Genomic DNA, 26,481 nt, shown 5'->3' with positions numbered 1-26,481 from the left:
GTTACTCAGAGATGATCACCTCATGGATATCCTCACCCACAGCCCGCAGCTCGGGACGGTACATATCCTCCACCTGGGTCGGCGGCACCTGATAGCGACCCGGCGTCACCGCCCGCATCAGGTAGACCAGTTGCTGGTTGCTCCCCTCGCTCAGATCCAGCGCTGCCGTGTAGCGGTCATCGCGAAACTCCTGATGCTTGAGATAGTCGTTCCACTCGCTCTGCCACGCCGGTTTCCCCTCAATGGGGAGCTCTTCGAGCTTGATGCTGTTGCCAAGGGCCGGGTTCTCCAGCTCGAAGCCTGCGGGCACCATCTCCACCAGCAGGGCATCGGGCACCGCGGATTCGCTGCTGACGTTGAGTCGCACCACCACCAGATCGCCCACCTTCACTTTGGCCGGGTCAAAACGCTGACCGTCGCTGTTGAACCAGCTGCGGGTCACACTCATCCCCTTGCTAATCCGTGCTGGCGCCTGTTCGGGGTAGCCGACCAGAGTGCGCTGCACATAGAGGGATCCCTTGCCCTCGTTGGTGACGGTGCTCGCCGCCAGTGCCTCGGGGGCACCCTGCTGTAGCGGAGCCGAACCGCTCAGGGATTCACTGCCAAGAGAGGAAGTTACCTTGGCCTGCCAGTCGACGGCCGGATCGAAACGGGCCAGTCGCAACAGAGCGAGCCGCTCCTGAGTGCTGAGCCACTGACGATGGGCCAGGGTATCGGCTACCTTGGCGCTGAGATCAGGCCAGCGCTCCGCAGCCAGCTTGTGCTGGCGCAGCAAGGAGAGCTCAAGGGCTGCATCGCGCAGTGGCGAGCCGTAATCACCCAGATAGTCATCACCACGCTCGGTCGCCAATGCTTGGCTGAGGGCCTTGGCGGCGTTCTGCTCATCCCCCATGGCCGAGAGGGCCAGCGAGAGGTGCAAAAGCGGCAAACCGGAGCGGGCGTGATCAGCCTGCTGCTCCCAGATAAGGCGCAGGGTAGCGAGCGGTGCCTTGCCAACCCGGGCCAGCACATAGGCGCTGTAAGCCTGATAGGCAAGACGGCTGTGCTCGGGGGCACTGCTCCAGCGCTCACCATACTGACTGTCGGTGAGATAGCTCTGCAGCCGGTTCAGCGCCTGATTGAGCATCGCCTCCGGCACTGCGTCACCCGCCTCCTTGCGCGCCAGCAGGTAGTCGGCGGCATAAGCGGTGAGCCACTGCTCCTCATCGGAGCGACCATCCCACAGGCCAAAACCGCCACTGGGCAGTTGCAACCTCTGCAGCCGTTGCAGCAGGGCGCGCTGCACATCCGCTTCACTCGCCGCTTTCTTGCCCTCTGCGGGTTTGCGCCAGGCGGCCCGCTCATCCGCCGTGGTCAGCAAGTAAGGCCAGGCACGGGACAGAGTCTGCTCCAGACAGGCGTAGGGGTAGTCGGCCAGCGCCTGCCACTGGGCTGCCGGATCCCAGGGGGGAGTACCGGAGAGGCTGAGCAGCCCCTGCAGATTGGCGCGCTCCAGCCCGGCCAGCTCAGCTGGCGCAAAGCTCATCTGCTGGCCGGGGGACAGCATCTGATAGCGCTGGCGAGTCTCGGCAGGCCAGGGGGAGCGCAGCGGCAGATACCAGTCGCGGCTGATGGCAAAATCCTTGCCGCTGGCCGCCAACTGCAGGCTCGCCACACCGCTCGCCCCGGTCACGGTGAGCGGCAGGGTCAGCCACTGCTCCTCGCCATTTTTAAGGGCAAGGGTGCCGGGCAACTCGCCATTTGCCTTGAGCCCGCCATTGAGGGTCCAGGCAAGGGAGAGGGTCTGATCCTCGCCGCTCATGTTGCGTAGCTGCACCAGCGCCCGGGTCTCATCCCCTCTGGCGCCAAAGCGCGGCCAGCCAATCTCGGCCACCAAGGGCGCCACTACCTTGACGGCGCGCTCGGCCTCCCCGACTTGCTGTTCGTTCCAGGCCAGCGCCATCAGCGCCAACTCGCCGTTGAAGTTGGGCAAATCGAGCGGGATCACCGCTTTGCCACTCTCATCAAAGCTCACCTCGCCGCTCCACAGTGCGGCGATCTCGACCCGGCTCTCCAGCGCGCCACCCTTTTTCAGCGGCGCCCGATCGCCCCCGTAGTTGAGGCGGGCCAGCTTGCCATCTTGCGGCGGGATCACCTGGCCGTAGTTGTCGAACAAATCTTGGGCGAAGCGCTTGCGACCAAAGAAGATCTCGAACGGGTCGAGAGGCTGGTAGTCGCTGATATTGAGCACGCCCCGATCCACCGCCGCCAGCACCACGCGCCCCTGACTGTTGGGGGTGGAGGTGGCGGTCACTTCCAGCCGGGTAAGCGGCACCGCTTTATCAGGCGCGCTCAGGGTAAGCGGCAAACGGCGCGCTTCCCGGTCCAGCGTGAGCGGCACCAGTCCGACCGAGCGCAGGCTCTGCCCCTGTTGCTTGCCGGACGGTTTGGAGGCGCTGTCTGGCGCGGCGATCTGGGCCGAGATATGCAGGTCATGACGCTGCCACTCGGGACTGACCGGGATCTCGAACTCGCCGCGGGCATCCTTGGCATCACCACCGGCCCCCTTGAGCTCGATACGCTGCCACCAGCGCAGGCCGTCGCCATCTTCCACCAGCAGCAAGCCCTTACCGGGGCGCGGGGCTACCAGAGTCACTTTGGCCTTGTCGCCCGCCTGATAGGCGCGTTTGTCGAGAGTGATGGCAATCTTGTCAGGGCGCGCCTGCTCGCCACCGCCGCCCCAGGCGTAACTGCCGATCTCCACCCGCAGGCTCGATTGATGGCCCTGACTGTTCTCCACCTCCAATCGATACCAGCCCGCCGCCAGTTGCAGCGTGAGCGGGGTCGGCCCCTTGCCATCCAGCTGCAGGGTCTGCTCCTGCTCCAGATAGGGCTGGCTGTTGAACTCGTACTTCCACCCCTCGCCATCGGCGTAGTGCCAGTAGTAGTCGCGGTACTCGTTGATGAGGCGCACTTTCACCGCCCCCGCCACCGGCTGGCCTTGCTCATCGAGGTTGAGGATCTGGAAGGGGAGCGGCTTGCCCCCCTCTACCCGATCCGCCACAAAATCGGCCTTGAGTGCCGGCCACTGGCTGCCTGCAGGCCAGCCATACTGGGTGCGGCTGCGATTGACGGCGCGGCCACCGGGCTCGGAAAGGGAGACCCGATAGGCCACCTCCAGCGGCCCGAGACCGCGTACCCCATCGAGCTCATCAGCTAACGAAAAAGTCCCCTGCCCCTGCGCATTGAGGGTGAGATTGAGAGGCTCGAGATCCTTGGCCTGCTCGGCAAGCAGCACGTCACCCAGGGTGAACTCCTGCCACTGGGTAAAAGGCATGGTGGCGCGGCTGATTTTCACCTCCGCCTTCGCCTTGGTGGCGCTCGCCGGCGCGCCGTAGAGATAGTCCCCCTGCAGTGGCAGGCTGAGGGCGGCGTCCAGACTCGTGACTTCCCCATCCGGCCCCTTGCCAAGCTGCAGTTTCAGCCGCTCCGGCAAGAACTCCTCCACCAGAAAGGGCCACTCGAAGCGACTGCCGGCGGCGGTCTTGAGGTTGATGGTCCAGCGCCCGAGCGGCGCATCATCCGGCAAACGCAGACCGTAGTGGGCGGCGCCAAGGCTATCCGGTAGCAGCCGCTTTTGTTCGAGCAGCTGGCCGTCCGGCTGTTTCACCTCCAGCTCCACCGCCATGCCCGGCAGCAGCTGGCCATCCTGCCCCTTGAGCAGGATCTCGCTGTCGAGTCGCTCGCCGGGGCGATAGAGGTCGCGCCCGCTGAACAGATACAACTGCTGGGCCTGCCAGGGCTGGGTGCCGAGATCGAAGGTGGAGAGATCGAGGGCCGCCCCGTCGAGGCGCAGCACCGCCAGATGGTTGCCCTGTTCGGCCAGCAGCAGGCGAGCCCCCTGCACCTGATCGAAGCGACGATGGCCCTGCGGATCCGTGGTTTGCACCTGCAGCCGGTTGCCCTTCTCGTCCAGCAGGGAGAGCTGCACATCCTTGAGCGGGTCGGCGCTGGCCAGGGAGCTGACGAACACCTCCAGCTGATCGCGGTAACGACGGGCACTGAGCCCCATGTCGCTCACTGCAAAATAGGTGGTCTCCTTGCGCCAGTCGTAGTTGCCAAGAGGTGACATCACCGCAAAGTAGACGCCAGCCTCCGCCAGCTGCGGCTCCTTCACATTGATAAGGCGGGTCTCGCGCCGGTTGGCATCGAGCTCCAACGCATAGCGGCCGCTGAATACCCGCTTGGCCCGCTTGGTGATCTGCTCAAGCTCCCAGTTGCCCATGCCGGCACCGGGGCGATACTCGGCCAGGAAACGGGGCAGGTATTCGGCATCGACCCGAAAGAAGTCGATATTGACCTCGTCCACATTGACCGCGCTGATGGGCAGGCGCAGCTCGTCGCGCAGCGGCAATACCATACCGCTGGCGGTAAAGGAGGCCCCCGCCTCCAGCGGCCGGGTCTTGAGAGTCCAGCTCTGGGAGGATGGGCCCAGCCCCGCCTTGAGACTCACCTCATAGCTCTTGTCGGGCTGAACGTTCGGAAAATAGAGGGTCCGGCCATCCTCGGCCAGGATCCACTCCCCCTGCACCTGCTTGCCCCCCTCACTGACCCCGAGCCAGCTCTGCCAATTGGCCTTGGGCGCCAAGGGGCCGGAGAAGACCAGCGCCAGCGCCGGCGCATCGCGATATTGGCGGGCATTGGCCTGCACTACAGAAGTTGGCGCCCCGGCCTCCTGCTGGGCTGTGGATTCTGTGGTCGATATTTGGCTGGTGGGCTTGTCAGGGCCGCAGCCAGACAGCAAACCGACCACCCCGCAAAGCAGCAGGGTTGACCAGCGGCGGCGCAGAGCGCCGGTTTCAGCGGTAGAGCGGTGAGAAGCAGAGGGAGAGTCGAAGAGGCGCATAGGTTCCATCCCGAGTTAGAGCGCTGCAAACGCAGCGTGGCTGGAAACAGGATAAGGCATCCTGCTCACCCGACACAAAGCTCATTACCCGAATGGGCACAATTCCGCGCCCCTGCAGCACGAGAACCCCCTTGCCCACCGATCCAGTGCGGCAAGGGTTGTCATCTAGTCGTGGCTGGTCTCGTTTTTTGCTCCACCTTTGAACCAGCGAAACAGGATGGCCATGACGGCCGCCAGAAACAGCACCAGCGAGGTAATCAGCAGGGCCCGGGTCAACAGTTCGCTGTGGTGGAGAAAGAAGGGGGTATTCATCGCCAGCTTGCCCACCAAACTGAGGCAGAGCGCCCACATAAAGGCACTGGCAAAGCTGGCCACGCACATCCGCAGCACGCTCAGGCGGCCAATCCCCATCAGCATGGGGGTCAGCACCCGCACGAACGGGATAAAACGGGAGGAGAACATCGCCAGAAAACCGTACTTTTTCAGTAGCCGGGTCGCCTTGGGCAAGCTGTCGGGAGGCAACATCCGCTCGATATGATCCATAAAGCGGGTGCGCTGCAGGGCCCGTCCCTGCCAGTACGCCAGCACAGATCCCAGTCCCGCCGCCAGCGGCAGAAAACAGAGGGTCACTTCGGGGCCAAACACCCCCATGCCCACCAACCCACCGGCCAGCAGTACCAGGCTGTCCCCCGGCAGGGGCAGAAAGACGAATGCGGACTCCAGCAGCAGTACCAGCATCAGGCAACTGATCAGCAGGGGTACCGCCTGCATCTGAACCAGGGCGTCAAAATCCTGATGCCAAATGGCCATCAGCATATCCAGCATGTCACTCTCCCTACTACACGGTTCATCATGAACGAGGCAGGGGTTATAGCACCCATCCCCTGAACAAAACGTTAATTTTGTCCGGCACAGGAAATAAAGTGTGTCGAAATAATGCAGCAACGAGGGGGAATGCAAGAAGGGCGAAAAGCAGAAACAAAAAGCCCCTCATCTTGCACGCACAAGGGAGAGGGGCAAACAGGCACAGAAATAAAACGGTTACTCGGCGGTGGCCATCTGCCAGGTTTTAAAGCCGCCGGAGAGGTTCTTCACCTTGAAGCCGTGCTGGCTCAGCAGGCGGCAAGCAACGTGACCACGCAGCCCGACCTGACAGCTGATCAGCAGCTCTTTCTCCTTGGGCAACTCATGGAGGCGACCACGCAACTCGTCGAGGGGGATATGCAGTGCCCCCGGAATGCGGCCCAGCTTGTCGAGCTCCGGGCCATTGCGCACATCCACCACCAGCTGATGGGGGTTACGAGCCTGCACCTCGGCCACGTGGCAGAGCAGGGTGTCCCCCTTCAGGTGGTTGCTTGCCACAAAGCCCGCCATGTTGATCACATCCTTGGCCGACCCGAACGGCGGCGCATAGGTGAGCTCCAGATCCTGCAGATCAAACACGGTGAGACCGGCGCGCTGTGCCACCGCCAACACGTCGATGCGCTTGTCGATGCCATCCTTGCCGATGGCCTGGGCGCCGTAAATCTTGCCATCCGGGGCAAACAGCAGCTTGAGGCTGACCGGATGGGCGCCGGGGTAGTAACCGGCGTGGCTGCCCGGGTGGACATAAACCTTCTCGAACGGCAATCCCAGTTGCACCAGTCGCTTCTCGTTCAGCCCCGTGCTGGCCACCGCCAGATCGAACAGCTTGCAGATGGCGGTCCCTTGCGTCTTCTTGTAGGTTTCGCTTCGGCCCAGCATATTGTCGGCGGCGATGCGCCCCTGCCGGTTGGCCGGGCCCGCCAGCGGGATCAGCACAGATTCGCCGGTGACGAAGTCGATCTCTTCCACCGCATCCCCCACCGCGTAGATAAAGGGATCCGAGGTACGCATCCCGGCATCCACCTTGATGCCGCCCCGTGGGCCCAGCTCCAGCCCCGCTTTGGCGGCGAGCAGAGTTTCCGGCTTGACGCCGATGGCGAGGATCAAGAGACCGGTATCAAGATGGGAACCGTCATTGAGGGTCAGGCGCAGGCCACCGCTTTTGGCGGTCGGCACGGCGGAGGTCTTCTCGGCAGGCAGATCCAGACTCTCGATGGCGGTGAGGCCGGTGCGCAGGCGCAGGTCGATCCCCTCTTCCCGGATGCGGGCATGGAGCATGTTGGCCATCTCCTTGTCCACCGGAGCCATCACCTGATCGGCCAGCTCCAGCAGGGTGACATCCAGCTTGCGCTGGTGCAGCGCCTCCATCATCTCCAGCCCGATAAAACCGCCGCCCACCACAGTGACGTGGCGCGGCTGATCGTGGTGCAGGGCCGCCAGAATGCGATCCATGTCCGGGATGTTGCGCAGGGTATAAACATGGGGGCTGTCGATACCGGGGAAGGGAGGACGGATCGGCGCGGCGCCCGGGCTCAGCAGCAGCACATCGTAATGCTCGCGCTGCTCTTCACCGGTTTGCAGGTTGCGCACCAGCAAGGTCTTGCCCGCCTTGTCGATCTCAATCACATCGTGGAAGACCCGCACATCGACGTTGAAACGGCGCTTGAAACTCTGGGGAGTCTGCAGCAGCAAGGCATCCCGGTCGGGGATATCGCCCCCGATGTGATAGGGCAGACCGCAGTTGGCGAAGCTGACAAACTCGCCCCGCTCGAACATCACGATCTCTGCCTCTTCACTCAAACGACGAGCGCGAGCCGCCGCCGATGCGCCCCCCGCGACACCACCGATAATCAGGATCCGTTTCATCTGCAAGACTCCTCATACATGATAATGGGCAATAAATTAGACTTTTCTAATTTAGAATTCAATGAAATTTTGTTTCACACCATTTTGCAGTATTCTTGCAACCCCGACGGTTGCTTAACAGGATGTTGTTTGTTCATGTCGTCTACCGCACTCAGTCATCTTCCTCCTGCCCTCCAGACGCCGCTCTTTTTCCGTCTGGATCTGCGCAGTCAACGGCTGGTCGCCCTGACCGACGTGATGCAAACCCCGCTCTACTGGCTCGACGAACCGCGTGCCCCCTGGCCTGCCCAGCTACCCGATGCCCTGCGCCTGCCCATCGAACAACTGCTGGCCAACGGCCATGGCGGCAAGATCACAGTGCGCTTTGCCAGCCAGTTGTGGCATATCGCCCTCGCTCACGAGCAGGATGGCTTCTGGCTCATCTGTCTGCAGAACCTTCGCCAGGAGCCCATCGCCGATCTGGCATTGCAACTGCCGCGCCTCAGCCAGATGGCAAGCCAGCAACAGTATGCGCTCCTGCTTGAGACCCTCAAAGAGTGTCTCGGGGCCGATCGGCTCATTCTCTGGCACTATCAGGCCAACGGTGATCTCGGCAGCGAGCAGCTCACCCCCGTATTTACCCTGGGCATAGAGAGCATTTATCCGATCCGCGGCGACAGCCGCTATATCCGCGCCCTGCGCACCCGCAAAGCGTTGAGTTTCTCGGAGGCGGCCCACCAGCCAATGCTGAGCAATCACCTCTATCTGACCAGTGCCGGTGTGCGCTCACGCCTCGATGGTGCCCTGCTGGAGCAGGACAAGCTGTTCGGGGTGCTGAGTCTGGAGTATCTCGATCCCACCCCCCTTAGCGAGGAGATGTTGCAACTGGTGCGCAACAGCGCCCAACTGCTCGGTCACTGGCAACCACAGTGCGAAGAGCAGGAGGGGGAAGCAAGTTTGCCTGCCGAGCTAAGCCAACTGACCGGTATGAGTTACTGCAAGACGCTGATCCGCTGGGCCATGAGCCTTAGTGGTGCCCGCGCCGGCTGGCTCGGCGAGTTCCAGCCCCGCGGTCAGGAGCTCTGGATCATTCCCCGCTGCGTATTTAACGGGGAGCTCTTCTCCACCCTCAAACCCATCCAGCTAGAGCAAGGTCCCGCTTTGGAGCTGTTCCAGCACGGTCAGGCCATCTATGTCGAAAACCTGGCACTGCGTTACCCCAAGGCAACCCGGCTGCTGGCCCTCAAGGCCGACATTTATATCGGTATCCCGCTTCATGACCAGCACGGTACCGTCATGGGGCAGATCACCCTGCTGCTCGACGCTCCGCTGAAAAAGCCCGAGCTCCTGCTGGCTCTGTTGAGCAGCCAGCACGAGCGGGCCGCCATCGAGCTGCAACGCCTCGCCGCCGACGACGCCCTGCGGCTGGCGGAAGTGGCCTTCAATACCCACGATGGACTGATCGTGATGGATCACAACGGCATCATCCTCAAGGTCAACCACTCCTTCAGCCGGATCACCGGCTTTGGCGAGGTAGAGGTGCTCGGCCACTCCATTCGCAAGCTGCGCCCCACCTACTTCGGTGATCACCTCAAGGAGGATGTCAGTCGCGCCGTCAACGAGCAGGCGTTCTGGCTCGGGGAAGAGCGCTGTCTGCACAAGGATGGGCACCTCTTTCCGGTGCGCTTGATGGTGAACGGTGTCAAGGATGAGCAGGGAGAACTGAGCCACTTTATCTGCAGCTTCTACGACATCACCCGGGAGAAGGAAGCAGCCAGACACATCGAGCAGCTCGCCTATTACGACGATCTCTGTGGCCTGCACAACCGACGCAGTCTCAACCATATTCTGCAGCAGACCCTGAGCGAGCCAAACAGCCAATGGGGCGCCCTGCTGCTGGTGGATCTGGACAACTTCAAGTCGATCAACGACTCTCTCGGCCACGCCTGCGGCGATCTACTGCTGCAGGCCGTGGTACAGCGTTTCAGGGATCTGCCCCAGGACAATCTGGTACAAGCGCGCATCTCTGGGGATGAATTTGCCCTGCTCTTTACCCAGCTCGGACAAGGGGAAGTCACAGCCAAAATACTGGCAGAGCACTTCGCCCGCGAGCTGATGGGGCTGTTTCGCACCCCGTTCGACATCGGCGATCACAAGCTGCACTGCAGCGCTTCGGTGGGGATCAGTCTCTTTTCCGGTAACGGAATGGATCACCTCACCCTGATGCAACAGGCCGACACCGCCACCCACATGGCCAAGCGGGCCGGTCAGGGCCACTACGTCTTCTTTACCGAGGCAATGGCCCAGCAGGAGAAGAACCGCCTGACCCTTACCAATGAGCTGCGCGATGCCCTGCGTCATCACGAGCTGCAGCTGCATTATCAACCACAATACCGGGTCGACAATGGTTCACTGTCGGGTATCGAGGCGCTGCTGCGCTGGCAGCGCAGCGACGGCACCATGGTGCCACCCGGGGAGTTTATTCCCATCGCCGAAGAGACCAGCCTGATCCTCGAGATCGGCTACTGGGTGATGAAGACCGCCTGCGCCCAGTACAGCTTCTGGCTCAACCGTGGCCTGCAGATCCCCCATCTGTCGGTCAACGTCAGTGCCCGCCAGTTCCACACCCAGGGCTTCGTACAACAAGTGGAGTACATTCTGCGCGACACCGGTGTGCCCCCTTCCCGCCTGCTGCTGGAGGTAACCGAATCGGTAGTCTTGGAGAATCGGCAGGAGAGTATTGCCAGAATGCGCCAGCTCAAGGAGCTGGGCATCCTCATCTCCATCGACGACTTCGGCACCGGCTACTCGTCGCTGGCCTATCTGCGGGATCTGCCCGCCGATGAGGTGAAGCTGGACAGAAGCTTCATTCAGACCCTGGTGCACAGCGAACAGGACAGGGCTATCGTCAAGGCTATCCTCGATCTGGCCCAGGTATTCCGCTTTACCGTCACTGCCGAAGGGGTGGAAGAGGAGGCGCAGCTGGCCATCCTCAAAGCACTGGGATGCCAGCATTATCAAGGGTATCTCACCAGTCGGCCGCTCACCGTCAAGGGGCTGGAGCAGCTGCTTGGCAGCCGGGCGGCGGACTAAAGGTGTAGGATCAATAGGGGTTTATGTAATAAAATAACGGCCTGCTCGAATCGTTGGAGTTGTTTATGTCTGTCATTAATCGGATCCCTGCCGTTGAAATCAGCCAGCCAGCCGGAGCTCACGGCACCGTTGGCCGGATCCATTCGGTCGAAACCTGCGGCACTGTCGATGGCCCGGGAATACGCTTTATCGTATTCATGCAAGGCTGCCTGATGCGCTGCAAGTACTGCCACAATCGCGATACCTGGGATACCGAAGGTGGCCGCGAAGTGACCGTACCGGAGTTGATGAGTGACATCACCAGCTATCGCCACTTCATGAATGCCTCCGGCGGTGGCGTGACAGCGTCCGGCGGTGAAGCCATGCTGCAACCGGCCTTCATTACCGAACTCTTTACCGCCTGCAAAGAGAAAGGGATCCACACCTGTCTCGACACCAACGGCTTCGTCCGTCATCTCGACGAACAGGTGGACAAGCTGCTCGACCAGACCGATCTGGTGCTGCTCGATATCAAACAGATCAATGACGAGAAACACATTCCGCTGACCCACGTCAGCAACAGATATACCCTGGAGTTTGCCCGCTATCTGGCGGCCAAAGGCAAGACCATGTGGATCCGCTACGTGGTGGTGCCGACCTGGAGCGACGACGACGAGAGCGCCGAAGGGCTGGGCCAGTTCATCGCCGAGCTGGGCGAGAGCGTGGAGAAGGTGGAGCTGCTCCCCTACCATGAGCTGGGCAAACACAAGTGGGACGTGCTGGGCGATCCGTACGAGCTGAGCGGGATCAAGCCCCCCAGCAAGGAGACCATGGAACGGGTCAAGGGCATCCTCGGCAAGTACCACAACAACGTCAAATATTGATGGTAAAAGCAGGCTGACTCGTCAGCCTGCTCTGCTATGGGCGGTCGGGAAGACCGCCCGGACTCTACTGCATAAATGGACGACAAGATGAGTGAAGGACAACTCGCCGCCCTCCTGATCTGGCTGGTACTGCTGGCCTTCAGCCTGCGCCGCTCCCTGTGGCAAACCCTCTATGACAACCCCCTCTATCAGCACCTGCTGCTGGGGAGTGCCATCGCGCTGGTGCCGCTCTGGTATCTAAGGGCCGGTCTGCATGAGGGGCTGGAGGTCCATTTTCTCGGGCTCACCTCCCTCACCCTGCTGCTGGGCTGGCGACTGGCGTTGCTCGCCCCCTGCCTGACCCTGCTGGTGCTCGGTTACTTCGGTGTCACCAATCTGGCCGATTTTGGCTGGCAGGCACTGGTTGGCATCGCCCTGCCGGTAGCCACCAGCTGGCTGCTGTTTCTGGCCAGCTGGGCCTGGCTGCCGCGCCATCTCTTTGTCTATATCTTCGTGGCCGCCTTTCTCGGCGGCGCCATCACCATCTCGGTCAAGGTGGCCGCCAGTGCGTTGCTGATGGGGCTGAGTGACAGCTACCCCTGGCACACCATCACGGCGGATTACCTCTCCATCTGGCCACTGCTGTTGTTCCCCGAAGCCCTGCTCAACGGCATGGCGATGACGGTGCTGGCCATCTACCGCCCTCACTGGGTCAATACCTTCTTCGACCGTACCTATCTGGGCAAGTAACGCTCTCTTTCCTGATCTGCGCCCATAAAAAAGGAGAGGCCATCGCCTCTCCTTTTGGTATTCCGAATTCTGTCAAACCTTGGCTTAGTGCAGCTTCAGGGTCGGACGCAGCACACGGTTGATGCGACCTACCAGCATGATGAGGCCGGTCTTGACATAGCCGTGCAGGGCGATCTGGTGCATCCGGTAGAGGGAGATGTAGACCAGACGGGCAATGTAGCCCTCGACCATCATGGATCCACGCATCAGGTTGCCCATCAGGCTGCCCACGGTGGAGAAGCGGCTGAGGGAGACCAGCGAACCGTGGTCGTGGTAGAGGTAGGGCTTCATCTCGCCGCCGTTCATCTTGGCCAGAATGTTCTTGAACGCCTGGCTGGCCATCTGGTGGGCAGACTGGGCGCGCGGCGGCACAAACTTGCCATCCGGCTGCGGGCAGGCAGCGCAGTCACCGATAACGAAGATGCTCTCGTCACGGGTAGTCTGCAGGGTCTCTTTCACCACCAGCTGGTTGATGCGGTTCGTCTCAAGACCAGCGATATCCTTCATAAAGTCAGGTGCCTTGATACCGGCCGCCCACACCATCAGATCCGCTTCAATCAGCTCGCCATCCTTGGTGTGCAGACCGTCGCTGGTCGCTTCGGTGATCATGGTGGCGGTACGCACGTCCACACCCAGCTTGACCAGCTCCTGATGGGCGGCGCCGCTGATGCGCTCCGGCAGAGCCGGCAGAATGCGCGGGCCCGCTTCCACCAGGGTCACCTTCAGGCTGTCGGTGGTGAGGTTCTTGAAGCCGTAGGCGTAGAGCTGCTCGACCGCATTGTAGAGCTCGGCAGAGAGCTCGACGCCGGTTGCGCCGCCGCCGACGATGGCAATCTTAACCTTGTCGCCCGGCTTATATTCGGTGGCGAACTGCAGGAAGCGGTTCATCATGCTGTTGTGGAAACGGTGCGCCTGGGAGGGGCTATCGAGGAAAATACAGTGATCCTTGATGCCCTTGGTGTTGAAGTCGTTGGAGACAGAACCGATGGCCATCACCAGATAGTCGTAGGGCAGTTCGCGCTCGTTGACCACGATGTCGCCATTGTCGTCGTGGATCGGGGCCAGCACGATGCGTTTATCGTCACGCTTGATGTCGGTCAGGGTGCCGAGCTGGAAGTCGAAACCGTGGTTCTTGGCGTGAGACTGGTAGCTCAGGGCATCGATGCCCGCGTCCATGGAGCCGGTGGCCACTTCGTGCAGCAGGGGTTTCCACAGGTGGGTGCGGTTGCGATCGACCAGAGTGATCTTGGCCTTGTTCTTCTTGCCAAGCTTGCGACCCAGACTGGTGGCCAGCTCCAGGCCACCGGCGCCGCCGCCTACAACGACAATATTCATCATGATGATTTTCCTCGGTTCCTCAAAACGAAAGGGAGCCATTGGCTCCCTAAAACGAAATCGGTCGACGTGATGGATCAGGCTTCTTTGAAGGCCTTCATCCGCTGCAGATGATGCGAGATATTTTTGAACTTATGAGTCTCGCGCTCATCCCACACGATGTCGTAATAGTTCTTCAATTCACGTTCAGTGTCCCGATTATCGCGCACTTCATCCTGAACGGAAAGGATACACAGGCAGTTTCCTGAATTTTTCTTACGAAATTCAGTTACACACTTGGTGCCAATATCGTCATATTCTTCCGGCCGGTCGATCTTGCCCTGCATGTTCTCTTCAGGATGGAGGTTGGGGTTGAAGATCACCTGGCGAATGCCGCACAGAAAGCCGATCCGCTCGCTCCAGTAGCCACCAAGACCCACGCCGCAGATCAGCGGTTTGGGATCGGTACTCATATCGAGCTGTTTTTTCACTTCCTTGAGCAGATGGCTCATATCATGACGGGGGTGAACCGTGCTGTAGTGCACGAAACGCACATCATCATCAATAAACTGCAACTGCAGCACTTTCTCGTGATTGCCTGGGCTGGTGGCATCAAAGCCATGCAGATAGATGATCATGGATAAGACCTCAGGATCTGTGTCGGTTTTATCGAAACTACCCCAGCGGCGGCCATGCGCGCCACCAAAACATCCAACTTTCTTGCTTTGGATCACGCCCCCGCCCCCGATTGCGCCCAGCAGCCCGCGAGCGCCGTCACATGCAGGGGGGAGCATTGCGAGCAACGCTCTGGTGCCTGGCTATCAAAGTGAGATCGCCAGACCAATAATGATAAACCCCTTACCAATCTGAGATGCCCTCACCTCCTTCCCCTGCCAGCAGCCGGACACTTATCTGGCCGGTATGTGACTCATTTCGCAAAAACAAGGCGTTATCGCCAAACGTTTTCTCTCGTGAGTGGCGTTGTGCATGTTTTGTGCACTGACCCGTGCTGCACCGGATCCCTCTCACTACTGCCGAGGGATCTGGCACCTCTGTCAATACACGAGATCAATGACCGGGAAAGCTGCGGCTTTCACTATCTTGCCTGCAGCAGTTGCGCGGGCTTCAAGGAGTGATCTGTTCATGAACGAGACCAATCCCCCCTCCCCCCGACCGGGTGCGCGCAAGCGCCCGGTGGATGAAGTGGAGCGCATGCTCCCCATGGGCCAACTCTTTACCCTCGGCCTGCAACATGTGCTGGTGATGTACGCCGGCGCCGTGGCGGTGCCGCTGGTGATTGGCGGCAGTCTGGGGCTGCCCAAGGATCAAATCTCCTACCTTATCAGTTCGGATCTCTTCTGCTGCGGCATCGTCACCCTGCTGCAATGTGTCGGGATTGGCCGCTTTGCCGGGATCCGGCTGCCGGTCATCATGTCGGTCACCTTTGCCGCCGTGATGCCGATGCTGGCCATCGGAGCCAACCCGGATCTGGGGCTGACGGGCATCTTCGGCGCCACCATTGCAGCCGGTATCATCTCGACCCTGCTGGTGCCGCTGATAGGTAGGTTGATGCCGCTCTTCCCCACCGTAGTGACCGGAGTGGTTATCACCTCCATCGGGATCAGCATTATGCAGGTGGGGATCGACTGGATGGCGGGGGGCAAGGGTAATCCGGAATATGGCAGCCTGCGCTATATCGGCACCAGCTTCCTGGTGCTCGTCTTTATCCTGTTGGTGACCCGCTTCACCAAGGGCTTTTTCAGCAATATCTCGGTGCTGCTCGGGATCATCTTCGGTTTCGTGGTGGCCATCGCCATGGGCGAAGTGAGCCTCGATGGCCTCGGCGAGGCAGCCTGGTTTGCCCCCATAGTGCCCTTCGCCTTCGGCTGGCCCACCTTCGATCCCATCTCCATCGCCACCCTGACGGTGATCATGCTCATCACCTTTATCGAATCGATGGGGATGTTTCTGGCCCTTGGCGACATCGTCGGCCATCCGGCCAGGCGCGGTGATATCGTGCGCGGGCTGCGGGTGGATGGCATCGGCACCATTATTGGTGGGATATTCAACAGCTTCCCCCACACCTCCTTCTCCCAGAATATCGGTCTGGTGAGCGTGACCGGAGTATCTAGTCGCTGGGTCTGTGTGATGTCGGGGGGGATACTGCTCGCCTTTGGCCTCATCCCCAAGATGTCGGTGCTAGTCGCCTCCATCCCGCCCTTCGTACTGGGGGGCGCCGGTATCGTCATGTTCGGTATGGTGCTGGCAACCGGGATCCGCATCCTGGCGCGCACCGATTACAACAGCAACCGCCACAACCTCTATATCGTCGCCATCAGTCTCGGAATTGGCATGATCCCGACGGTCTCCGGGAATTTTTTCCAGCAGCTTCCGGCGCAGCTACAACCGCTTTTTCATAGCGGTATCCTGCTGGCCACCATCAGTTCGGTGCTGCTCAACCTCTTCTTCAACGGCTATCAGCCGGATCTGACTCACCAGACCCGCCCCCTGTTCGTTGGCCCCATCAAACCGCAACAAAAGCAGGCATAACAAACAGGCCTCCGGACAGCGAGACTGTCCGGAGGCCTGTTGTTCATATCACCGCAGACCCAATCAGGCAGGCAACTGCGCGAAGCGCTCAACCGCATGCGCTACCTGTGCCAGACTCCCCTGCCAGAAGGCGGCCTCACGGATATCCTGCCCCAAATGCTTGGCTACCAGATCTTCGGCGCTCATCCGGCCGGTATCGCGCAACAAGGCGCGATAGGCTTCGGCAATGCCCTCTTCCCCCGCCGCCTTGCGGCTCATCAACTGCTGATAGACCCCGAGGCTGAACAGATAACCGAACAGATAGGGATAGTTGTAAAAGCCCAGCCCGGCGATGGAGAAGTGCGCCTTGGCCGCCCAGAACATGGGGTGATAGCGGGTCAGGCTCCCCTCATACCAGCGTCCCCACGCCTCGTCGGTCAACGCTTTGAGTCGCTCTGCGGATACATAACCCTGCGCCCGCTCGGCCACCAAGGCCTGCTCGAAATCGAAGCGAGCCGGGATATTGACCAGGAAGGTGGCCGCACCGTCGGCTTCGGCCCAGGCGATCGCCAACTGCTCTTCGGGACTTTCTGCCTGCTCGAACAGGGCGCTGCGCACCAGAGTCTCGGCAAAGATGGAGGCCGTTTCGGCCAGCGTCATGGGATAGCTGCGCTGGCTCATCGGCAGATCGCGAATGACCCAGTTGTGCCAGGCGTGGCCCAGCTCATGGGCCAGAGTGATGACGTTATCCATGGTGCCGGCATAGGTGACGAAGACCCGCGGTTCGACCGGTTCTGCAAACTTGGTGCAGTAGGCGCCGGTGCGGCGATTTGGCGTGGGCGCCGCATCAATCCACCCCTTCTCGGCCATCATGCGGGCAAACGCCCCCATCTCGGGATCGAAACGGCTAAAGGCATCGGCAATCAACTCGATCGCCTCATCAAAAGGAATGTCGCGGCTGCTGGCAGCTGGCGGCGGCGCAAAGAGATCCTCCGGCCCCAGATCGTCGAGACCAAGGCGCTCGGCCATCAGCTCTAGGGCGCGCTGGCCCAACCCACGGGCTCGCCAGGTTTCGCTCATCAGGGCATCGAGGGTGGCACGCTCGATATGGCTCTGGTGGCAGGAGAGATCCAGCGCATCGAGCAACCGGGTGTTGCCACGCTGGCGGGCCAGCTCCAGCCGCCAGCCGTTGAGGGCATTGAGGATGGCGGCCACCGTCTCCTGCTCTCCCTCCCAGCCAGCACTGATGGCATCAAAGGCTTCTAAACGCAGCGCACGTATCGGGCTGGAGAGCAGATTGCTCGCCTCGGCCAGCCCCATCTCGCGGCCATCAATGGTCAAGCGGATCTTGCCCACCAGATCGTTATAGAGGTTGCCCCAGGCGTGCAGACCATCGGTGCCCAGACCAATCACCAGCTGCTCCGCCGCCACCGGCAAGCGCTGATCCTGCAAACGACGCTCATGGCCCAAGCGGTACGCCTCCTCGCCGAGCAGCGGATCACTCATCAGCGCGGCAAATTCAACTTCCGGCAGCGCCAGCATCAGATCTTCCACCGGCGCCAGGGTCTTGAACAGATCGGCGTTAAGGGCGCGGGCACGGGACGCCAGCTGTTTGGCCTGCGGATCCCGCGCATCCTGACTGCCGCGGCACGCGGCCAGAATGGCGACGTTCCAGCCGATATGGCGAATATCGCGGGCGCGCAGCCGCACTTCCCGCAAGAAATCCTGCAGCGCAGCGTCATAGTCGCGCACCCCGTCCAGGCCTGCCATATAGCTGGCCAGCTCTTCCAGCGCGTGGCGGGCGGCGCGCATGTCCGCTTCCAGCTCGGGGCTGTCGAGGCCCGGGTAGATATGGTCGTTATTCCACTGTTGTTGATACATAACTTCTCGCAAAGACCTTTATCGGGAGGCGCAGCAGACCTGCGGGCAGCAAGTCAGAGACCGGGCAACCCGAAGGCCAAAAAATGAAGAGAGGAAAAAAGAGACAATGGCCCGCAAGCTCGCTTATCCCTTGGCCGGGGCAAGACGGCTCACCAGCGTCATCACGGCAACCAGCAGCAGACCCGCCACCACACCGGCCACGGCGTTGAGCAGCGTCGGCATCACCGCCGCCAGTACGGCCCCCACTGTGGGCAGGGTGGCGACAACAGCGGCTGTACCTTCAATCAGGTGATGGGCAAAAGGCCAGCCATGCACCAGAATGCCACCGCCCACCATAAACATGGCGATGGTGCCGACCAGTGCCAGCAGGTGCATCAGACGAGGAGCCGTCACCAGCAGTCCCTGCCCCACCGCGCGGCGCAGGGCGCTGCCATCGGGCTTTTGCAGCAGATGCAGACCGATGTCATCGAGCTTGACGATCAGCCCCACCAACCCGTAGACCCCGATGGTCATCAGCAGGGCGATGCCCGCCACTACCGAGAGCTGCAGCGCGAGGCTTGCTCCCTGTACCGTGCCAAGAGCGATGACGATGATCTCGGCAGAGAGAATAAAATCGGTGCGGATCGCCCCTTTTACCTTCTGCTGCTCGAAGGCGACCAGATCATCGGGAATAGGAGCTGTGTGTGCCTCACCTTCGCTCACTTCATGAGGCAGGAACTTGTGGGCCAGCTTCTCGGCCCCCTCAAAGCAGAGGTAGGCGCCTCCCAGCATCAAGAGTGGCGTGATAAGCCAGGGCACCAGGGCACTGATGGCGATGGCGGCGGGCACCAGAATCAGCTTGTTGCGAAATGAGCCTTTGGCCACCGCCCACACCACCGGCAGCTCCCGCTCGGCACGCACTCCGGAAACCTGCTCCGCGTTGAGGGCCAGATCATCCCCCAATACCCCGGCGGTCTTCTTCGCCGCCATCTTGGTCATCAGCGCCACGTCATCAAGCACGCTGGCGATATCGTCGAGCAGGGCCAACAAACTGGTTCCAGCCATATCAAAGATCCCTTATATCAGTGAGAAACGTCTTCCCGAAAAATGTCTCGCGCTTGTTCACCACGACCTTGGTCATCAGCGCCACGTCATCAAGCACGCTGGCGATATCATCGAGCAGGGCCAACAAACTGGTTCCGGCCATATCAAAGCTTCCTTATATCAGTGAGAACAACCCCGGGAGAGAGGTGTACGTCCCGATAACCACCAGGGTCAACAGGACCACCTCATGGCGATCGCAGGCCATCATCGGCCGCGCCAAGAATCCGGCGCTCACCATCGGGGGTTACGTCTTTCGGGCAAAAGATGGCACAGTGTAACGAGAAGCCGCCGTTTCGGCAGCACCCCTGAGCCATTTGTTCCTGGTTCCCTCTGAATCACCTCAAGGAGTTCCCATGCAACCCTGGCAATCTCTGCTCGCTCTCTGGTTTGGCAACGAAGCCGATGACGTCCTGCGGGCCACACGGCAAGCCCCGCTCTGGTGGGGAAAAAGCAGCGAAACGGATGCCCTGCTGGCCAGCCGCTTTGGCGAGCTGGCAGAGGCCGCAGCCAAGGGCAGTCTCGCCCACTGGGCCGATCTCCCCAGCGGTCGGCTGGCGCTGATCCTGCTGCTCGACCAGTTGCCCCGCAATATCCATCGCGGCACGCCTGCAGCCTTTGCCCGGGATCCGCTGGCACGGGATCTCTGCCTGAAAGGGCTGTCCATCGGGGCGGACAAATCCCTCTCACCACTGGAGCGGGTCTTCTTCTATCTGCCGCTGGAGCATGCCGAATCCCGCGAACAACAGGCCAGAAGTGTGGCGCTGTTCGAGGCACTGGCTGCCGAGCAAGCTGGCACACCGGCGCAGGCGACCTTTGCCGGATTTGCCGACTTTGCCCGCCGCCATCAGGTGATCATCGAACGCTTTGGCCGCTTCCCCCACCGCAACGACATTCTGGGTCGCACCAGCACACCGGAAGAGGCGACATTTTTGCAGCAACCGGGCTCAGGCTTCTAAGCAGGCCATATAAAAAATCCCCGCCAGCTGGCTGGCGGGGATAGCGTATGGATAACAACTCTCGGCGTTACTGAATGCGATAGCGGGATATCTGCTGGTGGATGCTCTCGGTGGTGACATTGAGCTCCTCGGCTGCGGCTGAGGTCTCCTCCGCTGTGCTGCTGGTTTGCTGCACGACCTGAGCAATCTGCTCTACCTGATGAGCGATCGACTCGGCGGCCGAACTCTGCTCGCGGATGGCATTGGTGATCTCGCCCACCTGCTCCATCACCCGGTGCGACGCACTGCGGATTTCGGCAATAATGGCGCCACTCTCGGTAGCCATGTTGACCCCCTGGCTCACCTTCTCCTCCACCAGATGCATGCGGGAGACCGTATTGTTCGACTCCTGCTGGATCGCCTCTACAGTGGCAGATATCTCCTGAGTGGATTGGGCTGTGCGCTCAGCCAGTTTGCGCACTTCATCTGCCACCACCGCAAAGCCACGGCCGGACTCCCCGGCCCTCGCCGCCTCAATGGCCGCGTTCAAGGCCAGCAAGTTGGTCTGCCCCGCCACATCACGGATCACGTTGACCACACCGCCAATGCGCGAAATGCCCTCACCCAGCGCAATGACCTCGGCCGAGGCCTGCCGAATGGAGTCGGCGATCTCGTTGATGGCATGAACGGTACGATCTATGGTTCTGCTTCCTTCGCTAGCCAGCTGCCCTGACTCATTGGTGATACGGCTCGTCTCCTGGGTACGCTGGGAGATATCTGTGATGCTGACAGTCATCTCTTCCACACCGGCGGCGATCAGACTGGTAGCATCATTGGCCTGACTGGCCGAGCTGGCGAGGTGCTGCGCCGCTTGAGAGAGGGATTCGGCAGTGCTCTTGATCTGCAAGCTGCCGACGGAAAATTCGGTAAATGTCTGTTGCAGCGTATCGAGCAACCGGTTGACCGCATTGAGGGTCAGACCAATCTCATCCTGCTGTTTCACATCCGCTCTGAGGGTAAAGTTGAGGTCGCGCTGGATCCGGGTCAGGGTATCCATGGCGGTGCGAAGGGGATTGGCCACCTGATTGAACAACCAGACAAACAGCCCCATCGTCAGTACGGTGGCACCACCGGCGATAAGCAACAGGGTTTGCAGGCTGTTGTCGTAGTTCTCCTGGCCCTGCTTCTTGAGCGCCAGTCCCAAATCCATATTGAAGTTGACGTGAAGCTCGATTGCCTTGGCAAATTCTTCAAACAGTCTGGAGGCTTCCGTTGCTAGCTCGTCTCTTGCCTCATCATTCTTGTTTTGGCTGGAAAGCAGCAGAACCTTGTCTATCGCCTGATAGTATTGCGCAATAATGCGTTGATCATCGTCAGTCAGGCGCCGATCTTCATCATTGGATAGCATATCGCTTTTGTATTTATCCAACAGTGAGCTGATCTGTTTACGCATATCTGCAATATTCGTTTCGATCTGCTGCATCTTGCTATTGTCAGTGTTGAGGATATGAGTCTGCACATGCGAATGCAGCTCATAGAAATCGGCCTGGACTTCCTTGATAAGGGAAATACTCGGCACCGTATTGTCCGTCACATAGCTCAAATCACGGTTGCCTGCCCCAAGGCGATTGATACTGAACCAACTGAGAAAAATGAGCGTCAGAATCACCAGCAGCGCGATCAGTTGCAGTCGACGAGCAATATTCATAACCGTACACTCCAGATGGAAACTATCTAGCAGTGTAGACGAGCCATAAACAACAACGGCCCGCTTTAGCGGGCCGTTGTTGTTTATTTTTCATGGCGTTGTGATCAGGCTTTGGCTGGCTCACTCTCGCCCAGCGCGACGGTGTCACCCAAGCTGTCTTCGGTCTTGGCAACCACGCTGGCGGCGATGGCGTTGCCCAGCACGTTGGTGGCAGAGCGGCCCATATCGAGGAAATGGTCGATCCCCAGCAGCAGCAGGATGCCAGCTTCCGGAATATGGAACTGGTTCAGGGTCGCGGCAATCACCACCAGAGAGGCACGCGGTACCCCGGCCATCCCCTTGGAGGTGACCATCAGCAGCAACAGCATGGTGATCTGCTGGGCCATGGAGAGCTCGATGCCATACGCCTGGGCGATGAACATCACCGCGAAGGTGCAGTACATCATGGAGCCATCGAGGTTGAAGGAGTACCCCATCGGCAGCACGAAGCTGGCGATGCGCTTGTCACAACCGAACTTCTCCAGACGATCCAGGGTCTTCGGATAGGCGGCTTCGGAGCTGGCGGTCGAGAAAGCGAGCAGGATGGGTTCGCGGATCATCGCCAACAGTTTGATGACGCGACCACGCAGGAAAACGCTGCCCATGGCGATCAGCAGCAGCCAGAGGCAGGCCAGCGCGATATAGAACTGGGCCATAAAGCTGCCGTAGGTAACCAGAATACCCAACCCCTCTTTGGCTACCATGGCGGCGATGGCGCCAAATACCGCGAACGGCGCAAAGTTCATCACGTAGCCGGTCACTTTCAGCATGATCTCGGCGGCGCTGGCCATCAGCACTACTACCGGCTTGGCCAGATCGCCGAGCGCAGCGGCAGCCAGACCGAAGAAGAGGGAGAACACCACAATCTGCAGGATCTCGTTGGTGGCCATCGCCTCTACCACGCTTTTGGGGATGGCGTGGGTCACGAAATCTTTCAGGGTAATGGCACCTGCAGCAATGCCCGAGCTGGCGGTATCATTGGGCAGGGAGAGCGAAAGCCCCACACCCGGCTGCATCAGGGTCACCATCACCAGACCCAGGCTCAGGGACATCAGGGAGGCCAGCATAAACCAGCCGAGGGTCTTGGCACCGATACGCCCCACGGTGCGGGTGTCGCCCATCTTGGCGATACCGACCACCAGGGTGGTGAAGACCAGGGGAGCGATGATCATCTTGATCAGTCGCAGGAAGATATCGGTCAGGATCGTGATGTTATTGGCAAAATCCGCAGCCTGATCTGCGGCAAACATGCGATAGCCCTGGCCGGTGAGGATGCCAAACATCATGGAGATGAGGATGGCGACCGTCAGTTTATTCATTTTCATGGGGGAGTCCCGGTTTTGATTGGTGCAAGCCGTAAACGGTGGCATGGGAGCCACTACAGTCCGTTTTTGTGATCCGAGCCGTTGATTCCTGGCGGCTGGTATGCTGGGAGAATGCCTAAAAGCAGGGGGTAAATCTAGAGGCTTTATCCAGAATTTTATCCTGCCATTAGGTGTATGTGATATAGATCTTGCAAACCACCAATATTAATCGCTGCTTATTTTGATTTTGGCGAGATCTTTCGCATTCAGAGTTCGCTCATCGAGTGCCCGTGGCAACAGGCGAAAAGTAAGCAGCGCCGAGATGGTGTGCTGCACCTGCATCTGGGCCATAAAGAGCTCCGGCTCATCCTCGTCAAAGCCGAAGATCGGCCGTGATGGGGTCACCCTGACGGCATCGCGGTTAATGGTCAGCTCATCGACCTTGAGCCAGGAGTAACCCTCTGCCAGTGCCAGCTCCCCTGCCCGCTTGAGCACATATTTGCGGGCAGTCTCCCTGTCCACCAGATCGTTGCCGACAAACTCCAGTTGCCACTTGTCCGGGCCAAGGCGGGTCTGGGAGAAACCGGTCTGGCCATTCCAGAATGACTTTTCACTCTCGTAAGGGGTGGCGCAGCCCACCAGCAGCAGGGTGAGCATCAGCAGACAACAGGGTTTAGATACGGATGCAGACACGAGAGGCCTCGCCAGGCAAATGAGCAACAGTGTTGTTACTACACCATAAAGCGCGGTGGCTGCACAATCCGCTCGCGCCAACAGCGACCGGCACGCATCACCACTGGCTTCACGCCTGTGCGGCGAATCGCAGGCAAAAGAAAAGGCCTTGTCGTTTGACAAGGCCTTTACCGGGGAATTTGGTCGGTGTGAGAGGATTCGAACCTCCGACCCTCTACACCCCATGCAGATGCGCTACCTGGCTGCGCTACACACCGACGGAGTCAGCTCGGCTGACGGGGGCAGAGTTTATGGAGATGACCCTGCCCTGTCAACAGGGAAACGCCGTCAATTCCTCGGCCACGGTGCGTTCGCCTGCTTTGCGAACAATCAGCGGTTAAAGGTCAGCCGCTTGCCCAGGATCTGGTCAGTCACCTGCCCGTTTTGCCAGGCGATCTGGCCGTTCACCAGCGTCATCTCCACCGTGCTGTGGAAGCGGTAGCCGTTGAAGGGCGACCAGCCACAGTGGTAGAGGATGTTGTCATCGTTGACCACATAGGGCTTGCCCAGATCCAGCAGCACCAGATCGGCGAAATACCCCTCGCGGATATAACCGCGATCCTGCACCTGGAAGCGCTCGGCTACCGCGTGGGAGGTCTTCTTGACGATGGTCTCCAGGGTAAACACGCCATTGTGGTAGAGCTCCAGCAGCGCCTGCAAAGAGTGCTGCACCAGCGGCACACCGGACGGCGCCTTGAAGTAGCTGTTCTGCTTCTCTTCCCAGGTGTGGGGCGCGTGGTCGGTGGCGATGATGTCGAGCACGTCGTTGCGTACCGCATCCAGCAGTGCCTGCTGGTCGGCAGCACTCTTCACCGCAGGGTTGCACTTGATCAGGCTGCCCTGGGTCTCGTAATCGGCATCATTGAAGAAGAGGTGGTGAACGCACACCTCGGCGGTGATGTTCTTGTCCTTCAGCTCGCTCAGGTCGTGGCTGGCGGTAAACAGCGACAGCTCCTTGGCCGAGGTCAGATGCAGCACATGCAGCTTGGCACCGTATTTTTTCGCCAGCGCCACCGCCATGCAGGAGGATTTGTAGCACGCTTCGTCACTGCGAATGCGGCCGTGCTCCCCCATCGGCACATTCTCGCCCCACTTGGCCCGCGCCGCCTCTTCCGCCTTGGCGATGGTCGGGGTGTCTTCGCAGTGGGTGACGATCATCACCGGACTTTCGCGGAAGATGGCCGCCAGGGTCTCCTGATTGTCCACCAGCATGTTGCCGGTCGAGGAGCCCATAAACACCTTGACCCCGCAGGACTGCTTGGGGTCGAGACGCTTGATCTCTTCAAGGTTGTCGTTGGTGGCGCCAAGATAGAAGCTGTAGTTGGCGACGGAGGAGTTGGCGGCGATCTGGTATTTCGCTTCGAGGGCTTCGAGGGTGGTGGTCTGGGGATTGACGTTGGGCATTTCCATGAAACTGGTGGTGCCACCGGCGACGGCGGCGCGGGATTCGCTGGCGATAGTCCCCTTGTGGGTCAATCCCGGCTCCCGGAAGTGGACCTGATCATCGATCATTCCGGGGATGAGATGACGACCTGCGGCATCGATAACCAGCGCATCGGGCGCCTCGATATCCGGGGCAATGCGGGCAATCCGTTCCCCCTCGATCAACACATCGGAGGCATAGATGCGGCCTTCGTTGACCAGGGTGGCATTCTTGATAAGCAGTTTGTTCATGGGGGGTTCCAGTTCCTTTGCCGATAATCGCGGGTCATAATAGCGCAAAACTGCCCTTTCTCTGTAGCAAGGCCTGACTGATGAAGTTATTTGTAAGAGATTTGACCGTGATCGACTCCAGCTACCTCTGCGAACGCCGCGGCATGGTGGGCGAGAGCTGGCTGGTAGATATCGAAATGAGCGGTGAGCTCAACGAAATGAGCATGCTGCTGGACTTTGGCCGGGTAAAGAAGCTGATCAAGTCGATCATCGATGAAGAGGTGGACCACAAGCTGCTGGTGCCGACCGAGTGCCCGCTGATCCACGTCGAGACACTGGATGGTGACGAAAGCACAGTGGATCTGCTGCGCCCGGGTCGCTCCATCCATCTGCGCTGCCCATCCCAGGGCTTTGCCTTTATCCCTGCCCCGCAAGTTGATAAAGAGTCGGTGACCCGCTACCTGCTGGCGGTGCTGGCCAAACGGCTGCCGGGCAACATCAAGGATCTGTCGCTGACCCTGCGTCAGGAGGCGATCACCGGTGCCTTCTACCACTACAGCCACGGCCTGAAAAAGCACGATGGCAACTGCCAGCGCATCGCCCACGGCCACCGCTCTCCCATCGAGATCCACATCGATGGCGAGCGCGACCAGGAGCTTGAGCTCAACTGGGCCGAGCGCTGGGGCGATATCTACCTCGGCACCGAGGAGGACAAGGTGGCGCTGACCGAGCTCGCTTTGAGCCCTCGCGCCAATGCCCAGCTTGGCGAGCATCACTGCGGCTTCAAATATATGGCGCCGCAAGGGCTGTTCCAGCTGGCCATCCCCACCGCCGAGGTGGAGATGATCGACACCGACACCACGGTCGAGCTGCTGGCCTGCTACATTGCTCGCGAAGTGAAGAATATAGTGGGCGACAAGTTCGTCAAGATTGTCGCCTATGAAGGGGTCGGCAAGGGTGCGATTGCCTACGCCTGATCCCCTTG

The 26,481-nt window shown here is 60.3% G+C and carries 18 protein-coding genes and 1 tRNA gene; 6 read left to right on the top strand and 13 right to left on the bottom strand.

Features of this window, described 5'->3' with window-relative positions; all coding sequences use genetic code 11:
- Position 1: 1 nt before the first annotated feature.
- The 3 genes from G5149_RS18800 to G5149_RS18790 all read right to left on the bottom strand — a co-directional run bounded on the left by G5149_RS18800 (position 2) and on the right by G5149_RS18790 (position 7,615).
- On the bottom strand, positions 2-4,885 hold the full coding sequence (locus G5149_RS18800) for an alpha-2-macroglobulin family protein (RefSeq protein ID WP_421213335.1): 4,884 nt from the start codon (positions 4,883-4,885) through the stop codon (positions 2-4).
- 165 nt (positions 4,886-5,050) lie between these two features.
- On the bottom strand, positions 5,051-5,710 hold the full coding sequence (locus G5149_RS18795) for a DedA family protein (RefSeq protein WP_203116331.1): 660 nt from the start codon (positions 5,708-5,710) through the stop codon (positions 5,051-5,053).
- Positions 5,711-5,926: 216 nt separating this feature from the next.
- Positions 5,927-7,615 carry an FAD-dependent oxidoreductase gene (locus G5149_RS18790; protein ID WP_005344666.1) on the bottom strand — a complete coding sequence of 563 codons (1,689 nt, stop codon included), beginning with the start codon at positions 7,613-7,615 and terminating at the stop codon, positions 5,927-5,929.
- A gap of 135 nt (positions 7,616-7,750) precedes the next feature.
- On the opposite strand from G5149_RS18790, the gene G5149_RS18785 reads away from it, so the two are divergent.
- The 3 genes from G5149_RS18785 to G5149_RS18775 all read left to right on the top strand — a co-directional run bounded on the left by G5149_RS18785 (position 7,751) and on the right by G5149_RS18775 (position 12,279).
- Positions 7,751-10,687: an EAL domain-containing protein gene (locus G5149_RS18785; RefSeq protein ID WP_421213334.1), complete on the top strand. Its 2,937-nt coding sequence runs from the start codon at positions 7,751-7,753 to the stop codon at positions 10,685-10,687.
- Positions 10,688-10,752: 65 nt separating this feature from the next.
- Complete coding sequence (pflA, locus tag G5149_RS18780) at positions 10,753-11,550, top strand: pyruvate formate lyase 1-activating protein (protein ID WP_005333994.1); 798 nt, start codon at positions 10,753-10,755, stop codon at positions 11,548-11,550.
- Between the two features lie 87 nt (positions 11,551-11,637).
- Entirely contained in the window at positions 11,638-12,279 is a 642-nt protein-coding gene (locus G5149_RS18775; RefSeq protein WP_257699128.1) for an energy-coupling factor ABC transporter permease, read from the top strand.
- A gap of 84 nt (positions 12,280-12,363) precedes the next feature.
- On the opposite strand, the gene G5149_RS18770 is transcribed toward G5149_RS18775, so the two are convergent.
- Together G5149_RS18770 and ycfP are read right to left on the bottom strand one after the other, a co-directional pair.
- Complete coding sequence (locus tag G5149_RS18770) at positions 12,364-13,656, bottom strand: NAD(P)/FAD-dependent oxidoreductase (protein ID WP_421173037.1); 1,293 nt, start codon at positions 13,654-13,656, stop codon at positions 12,364-12,366.
- 74 nt (positions 13,657-13,730) lie between these two features.
- Entirely contained in the window at positions 13,731-14,270 is a 540-nt protein-coding gene (ycfP, locus tag G5149_RS18765) for an alpha/beta hydrolase YcfP (protein WP_005334000.1), read from the bottom strand.
- A 505-nt stretch (positions 14,271-14,775) separates the two neighbouring features.
- Between ycfP and G5149_RS18760 the strand changes: the two genes are divergently transcribed.
- Entirely contained in the window at positions 14,776-16,182 is a 1,407-nt protein-coding gene (locus G5149_RS18760) for a nucleobase:cation symporter-2 family protein (RefSeq protein WP_069527695.1), read from the top strand.
- Positions 16,183-16,245: 63 nt separating this feature from the next.
- On the opposite strand, the gene G5149_RS18755 is transcribed toward G5149_RS18760, so the two are convergent.
- The 3 genes from G5149_RS18755 to G5149_RS18745 all read right to left on the bottom strand — a co-directional run bounded on the left by G5149_RS18755 (position 16,246) and on the right by G5149_RS18745 (position 19,228).
- Positions 16,246-18,042, bottom strand: a complete 1,797-nt coding sequence (locus G5149_RS18755) for a M3 family oligoendopeptidase (protein ID WP_421213332.1) — start codon at positions 18,040-18,042, stop codon at positions 16,246-16,248.
- Between the two features lie 123 nt (positions 18,043-18,165).
- On the bottom strand, positions 18,166-19,086 hold the full coding sequence (locus G5149_RS18750; protein ID WP_421213330.1) for a DUF808 domain-containing protein: 921 nt from the start codon (positions 19,084-19,086) through the stop codon (positions 18,166-18,168).
- 1 nt (position 19,087) lies between these two features.
- Positions 19,088-19,228 carry a hypothetical protein gene (locus tag G5149_RS18745; protein WP_021231002.1) on the bottom strand — a complete coding sequence of 47 codons (141 nt, stop codon included), beginning with the start codon at positions 19,226-19,228 and terminating at the stop codon, positions 19,088-19,090.
- Positions 19,229-19,478: 250 nt separating this feature from the next.
- Here G5149_RS18745 and G5149_RS18740 point away from each other — a divergent pair, with 250 nt between their 5' ends.
- Positions 19,479-20,081, top strand: a complete 603-nt coding sequence (locus G5149_RS18740) for a DUF924 family protein (protein ID WP_421213329.1) — start codon at positions 19,479-19,481, stop codon at positions 20,079-20,081.
- Positions 20,082-20,148: 67 nt separating this feature from the next.
- Here G5149_RS18740 and G5149_RS18735 read toward each other — a convergent pair whose 3' ends face one another.
- The 5 genes from G5149_RS18735 to G5149_RS18715 all read right to left on the bottom strand — a co-directional run bounded on the left by G5149_RS18735 (position 20,149) and on the right by G5149_RS18715 (position 25,517).
- Positions 20,149-21,768, bottom strand: a complete 1,620-nt coding sequence (locus G5149_RS18735) for a methyl-accepting chemotaxis protein (protein ID WP_421213327.1) — start codon at positions 21,766-21,768, stop codon at positions 20,149-20,151.
- A gap of 104 nt (positions 21,769-21,872) precedes the next feature.
- On the bottom strand, positions 21,873-23,132 hold the full coding sequence (locus G5149_RS18730; RefSeq protein WP_421202613.1) for a dicarboxylate/amino acid:cation symporter: 1,260 nt from the start codon (positions 23,130-23,132) through the stop codon (positions 21,873-21,875).
- Positions 23,133-23,336: 204 nt separating this feature from the next.
- Positions 23,337-23,768 (bottom strand): CC0125/CC1285 family lipoprotein, encoded by a 432-nt coding sequence (locus tag G5149_RS18725; RefSeq protein WP_421213355.1) that lies wholly within the window; start codon positions 23,766-23,768, stop codon positions 23,337-23,339.
- A gap of 216 nt (positions 23,769-23,984) precedes the next feature.
- Positions 23,985-24,061 (bottom strand) — tRNA-Pro (locus G5149_RS18720).
- Between the two features lie 112 nt (positions 24,062-24,173).
- Positions 24,174-25,517: a dihydroorotase gene (locus tag G5149_RS18715; RefSeq protein WP_421213325.1), complete on the bottom strand. Its 1,344-nt coding sequence runs from the start codon at positions 25,515-25,517 to the stop codon at positions 24,174-24,176.
- An 80-nt stretch (positions 25,518-25,597) separates the two neighbouring features.
- Here G5149_RS18715 and G5149_RS18710 point away from each other — a divergent pair, with 80 nt between their 5' ends.
- Entirely contained in the window at positions 25,598-26,473 is an 876-nt protein-coding gene (locus G5149_RS18710) for a 6-pyruvoyl trahydropterin synthase family protein (RefSeq protein ID WP_180342922.1), read from the top strand.
- Positions 26,474-26,481: the final 8 nt, after the last annotated feature.

Origin of the sequence: Aeromonas sp. 600479 (assembly GCF_049175515.1) — a bacterium.
In the GTDB taxonomy this organism is placed as follows: Bacteria; Pseudomonadota; Gammaproteobacteria; order Enterobacterales; family Aeromonadaceae; genus Aeromonas; species Aeromonas veronii_A.
The sequence above is the reverse complement of the archived record's forward strand: the minus strand, read 5'-3'. Positions and strand labels throughout refer to the sequence as shown.

Coding starts and splice junctions, on each gene's coding strand:
- G5149_RS18800 (WP_421213335.1), bottom strand. CDS start 4,885: ATGCGCCTCTTCGACTCTCCCTCTGCTTCTCACCGCTCTACCGCTGAA.
- G5149_RS18795 (WP_203116331.1), bottom strand. CDS start 5,710: ATGCTGGATATGCTGATGGCCATTTGGCATCAGGATTTTGACGCCCTG.
- G5149_RS18790 (WP_005344666.1), bottom strand. CDS start 7,615: ATGAAACGGATCCTGATTATCGGTGGTGTCGCGGGGGGCGCATCGGCG.
- G5149_RS18785 (WP_421213334.1), top strand. CDS start 7,751: ATGTCGTCTACCGCACTCAGTCATCTTCCTCCTGCCCTCCAGACGCCG.
- pflA (WP_005333994.1), top strand. CDS start 10,753: ATGTCTGTCATTAATCGGATCCCTGCCGTTGAAATCAGCCAGCCAGCC.
- G5149_RS18775 (WP_257699128.1), top strand. CDS start 11,638: ATGAGTGAAGGACAACTCGCCGCCCTCCTGATCTGGCTGGTACTGCTG.
- G5149_RS18770 (WP_421173037.1), bottom strand. CDS start 13,656: ATGATGAATATTGTCGTTGTAGGCGGCGGCGCCGGTGGCCTGGAGCTG.
- ycfP (WP_005334000.1), bottom strand. CDS start 14,270: ATGATCATCTATCTGCATGGCTTTGATGCCACCAGCCCAGGCAATCAC.
- G5149_RS18760 (WP_069527695.1), top strand. CDS start 14,776: ATGAACGAGACCAATCCCCCCTCCCCCCGACCGGGTGCGCGCAAGCGC.
- G5149_RS18755 (WP_421213332.1), bottom strand. CDS start 18,042: ATGTATCAACAACAGTGGAATAACGACCATATCTACCCGGGCCTCGAC.
- G5149_RS18750 (WP_421213330.1), bottom strand. CDS start 19,086: ATGGCTGGAACCAGTTTGTTGGCCCTGCTCGACGATATCGCCAGCGTG.
- G5149_RS18745 (WP_021231002.1), bottom strand. CDS start 19,228: ATGGCCGGAACCAGTTTGTTGGCCCTGCTCGATGATATCGCCAGCGTG.
- G5149_RS18740 (WP_421213329.1), top strand. CDS start 19,479: ATGCAACCCTGGCAATCTCTGCTCGCTCTCTGGTTTGGCAACGAAGCC.
- G5149_RS18735 (WP_421213327.1), bottom strand. CDS start 21,768: ATGAATATTGCTCGTCGACTGCAACTGATCGCGCTGCTGGTGATTCTG.
- G5149_RS18730 (WP_421202613.1), bottom strand. CDS start 23,132: ATGAAAATGAATAAACTGACGGTCGCCATCCTCATCTCCATGATGTTT.
- G5149_RS18725 (WP_421213355.1), bottom strand. CDS start 23,768: ATGCTCACCCTGCTGCTGGTGGGCTGCGCCACCCCTTACGAGAGTGAA.
- G5149_RS18715 (WP_421213325.1), bottom strand. CDS start 25,517: ATGAACAAACTGCTTATCAAGAATGCCACCCTGGTCAACGAAGGCCGC.
- G5149_RS18710 (WP_180342922.1), top strand. CDS start 25,598: ATGAAGTTATTTGTAAGAGATTTGACCGTGATCGACTCCAGCTACCTC.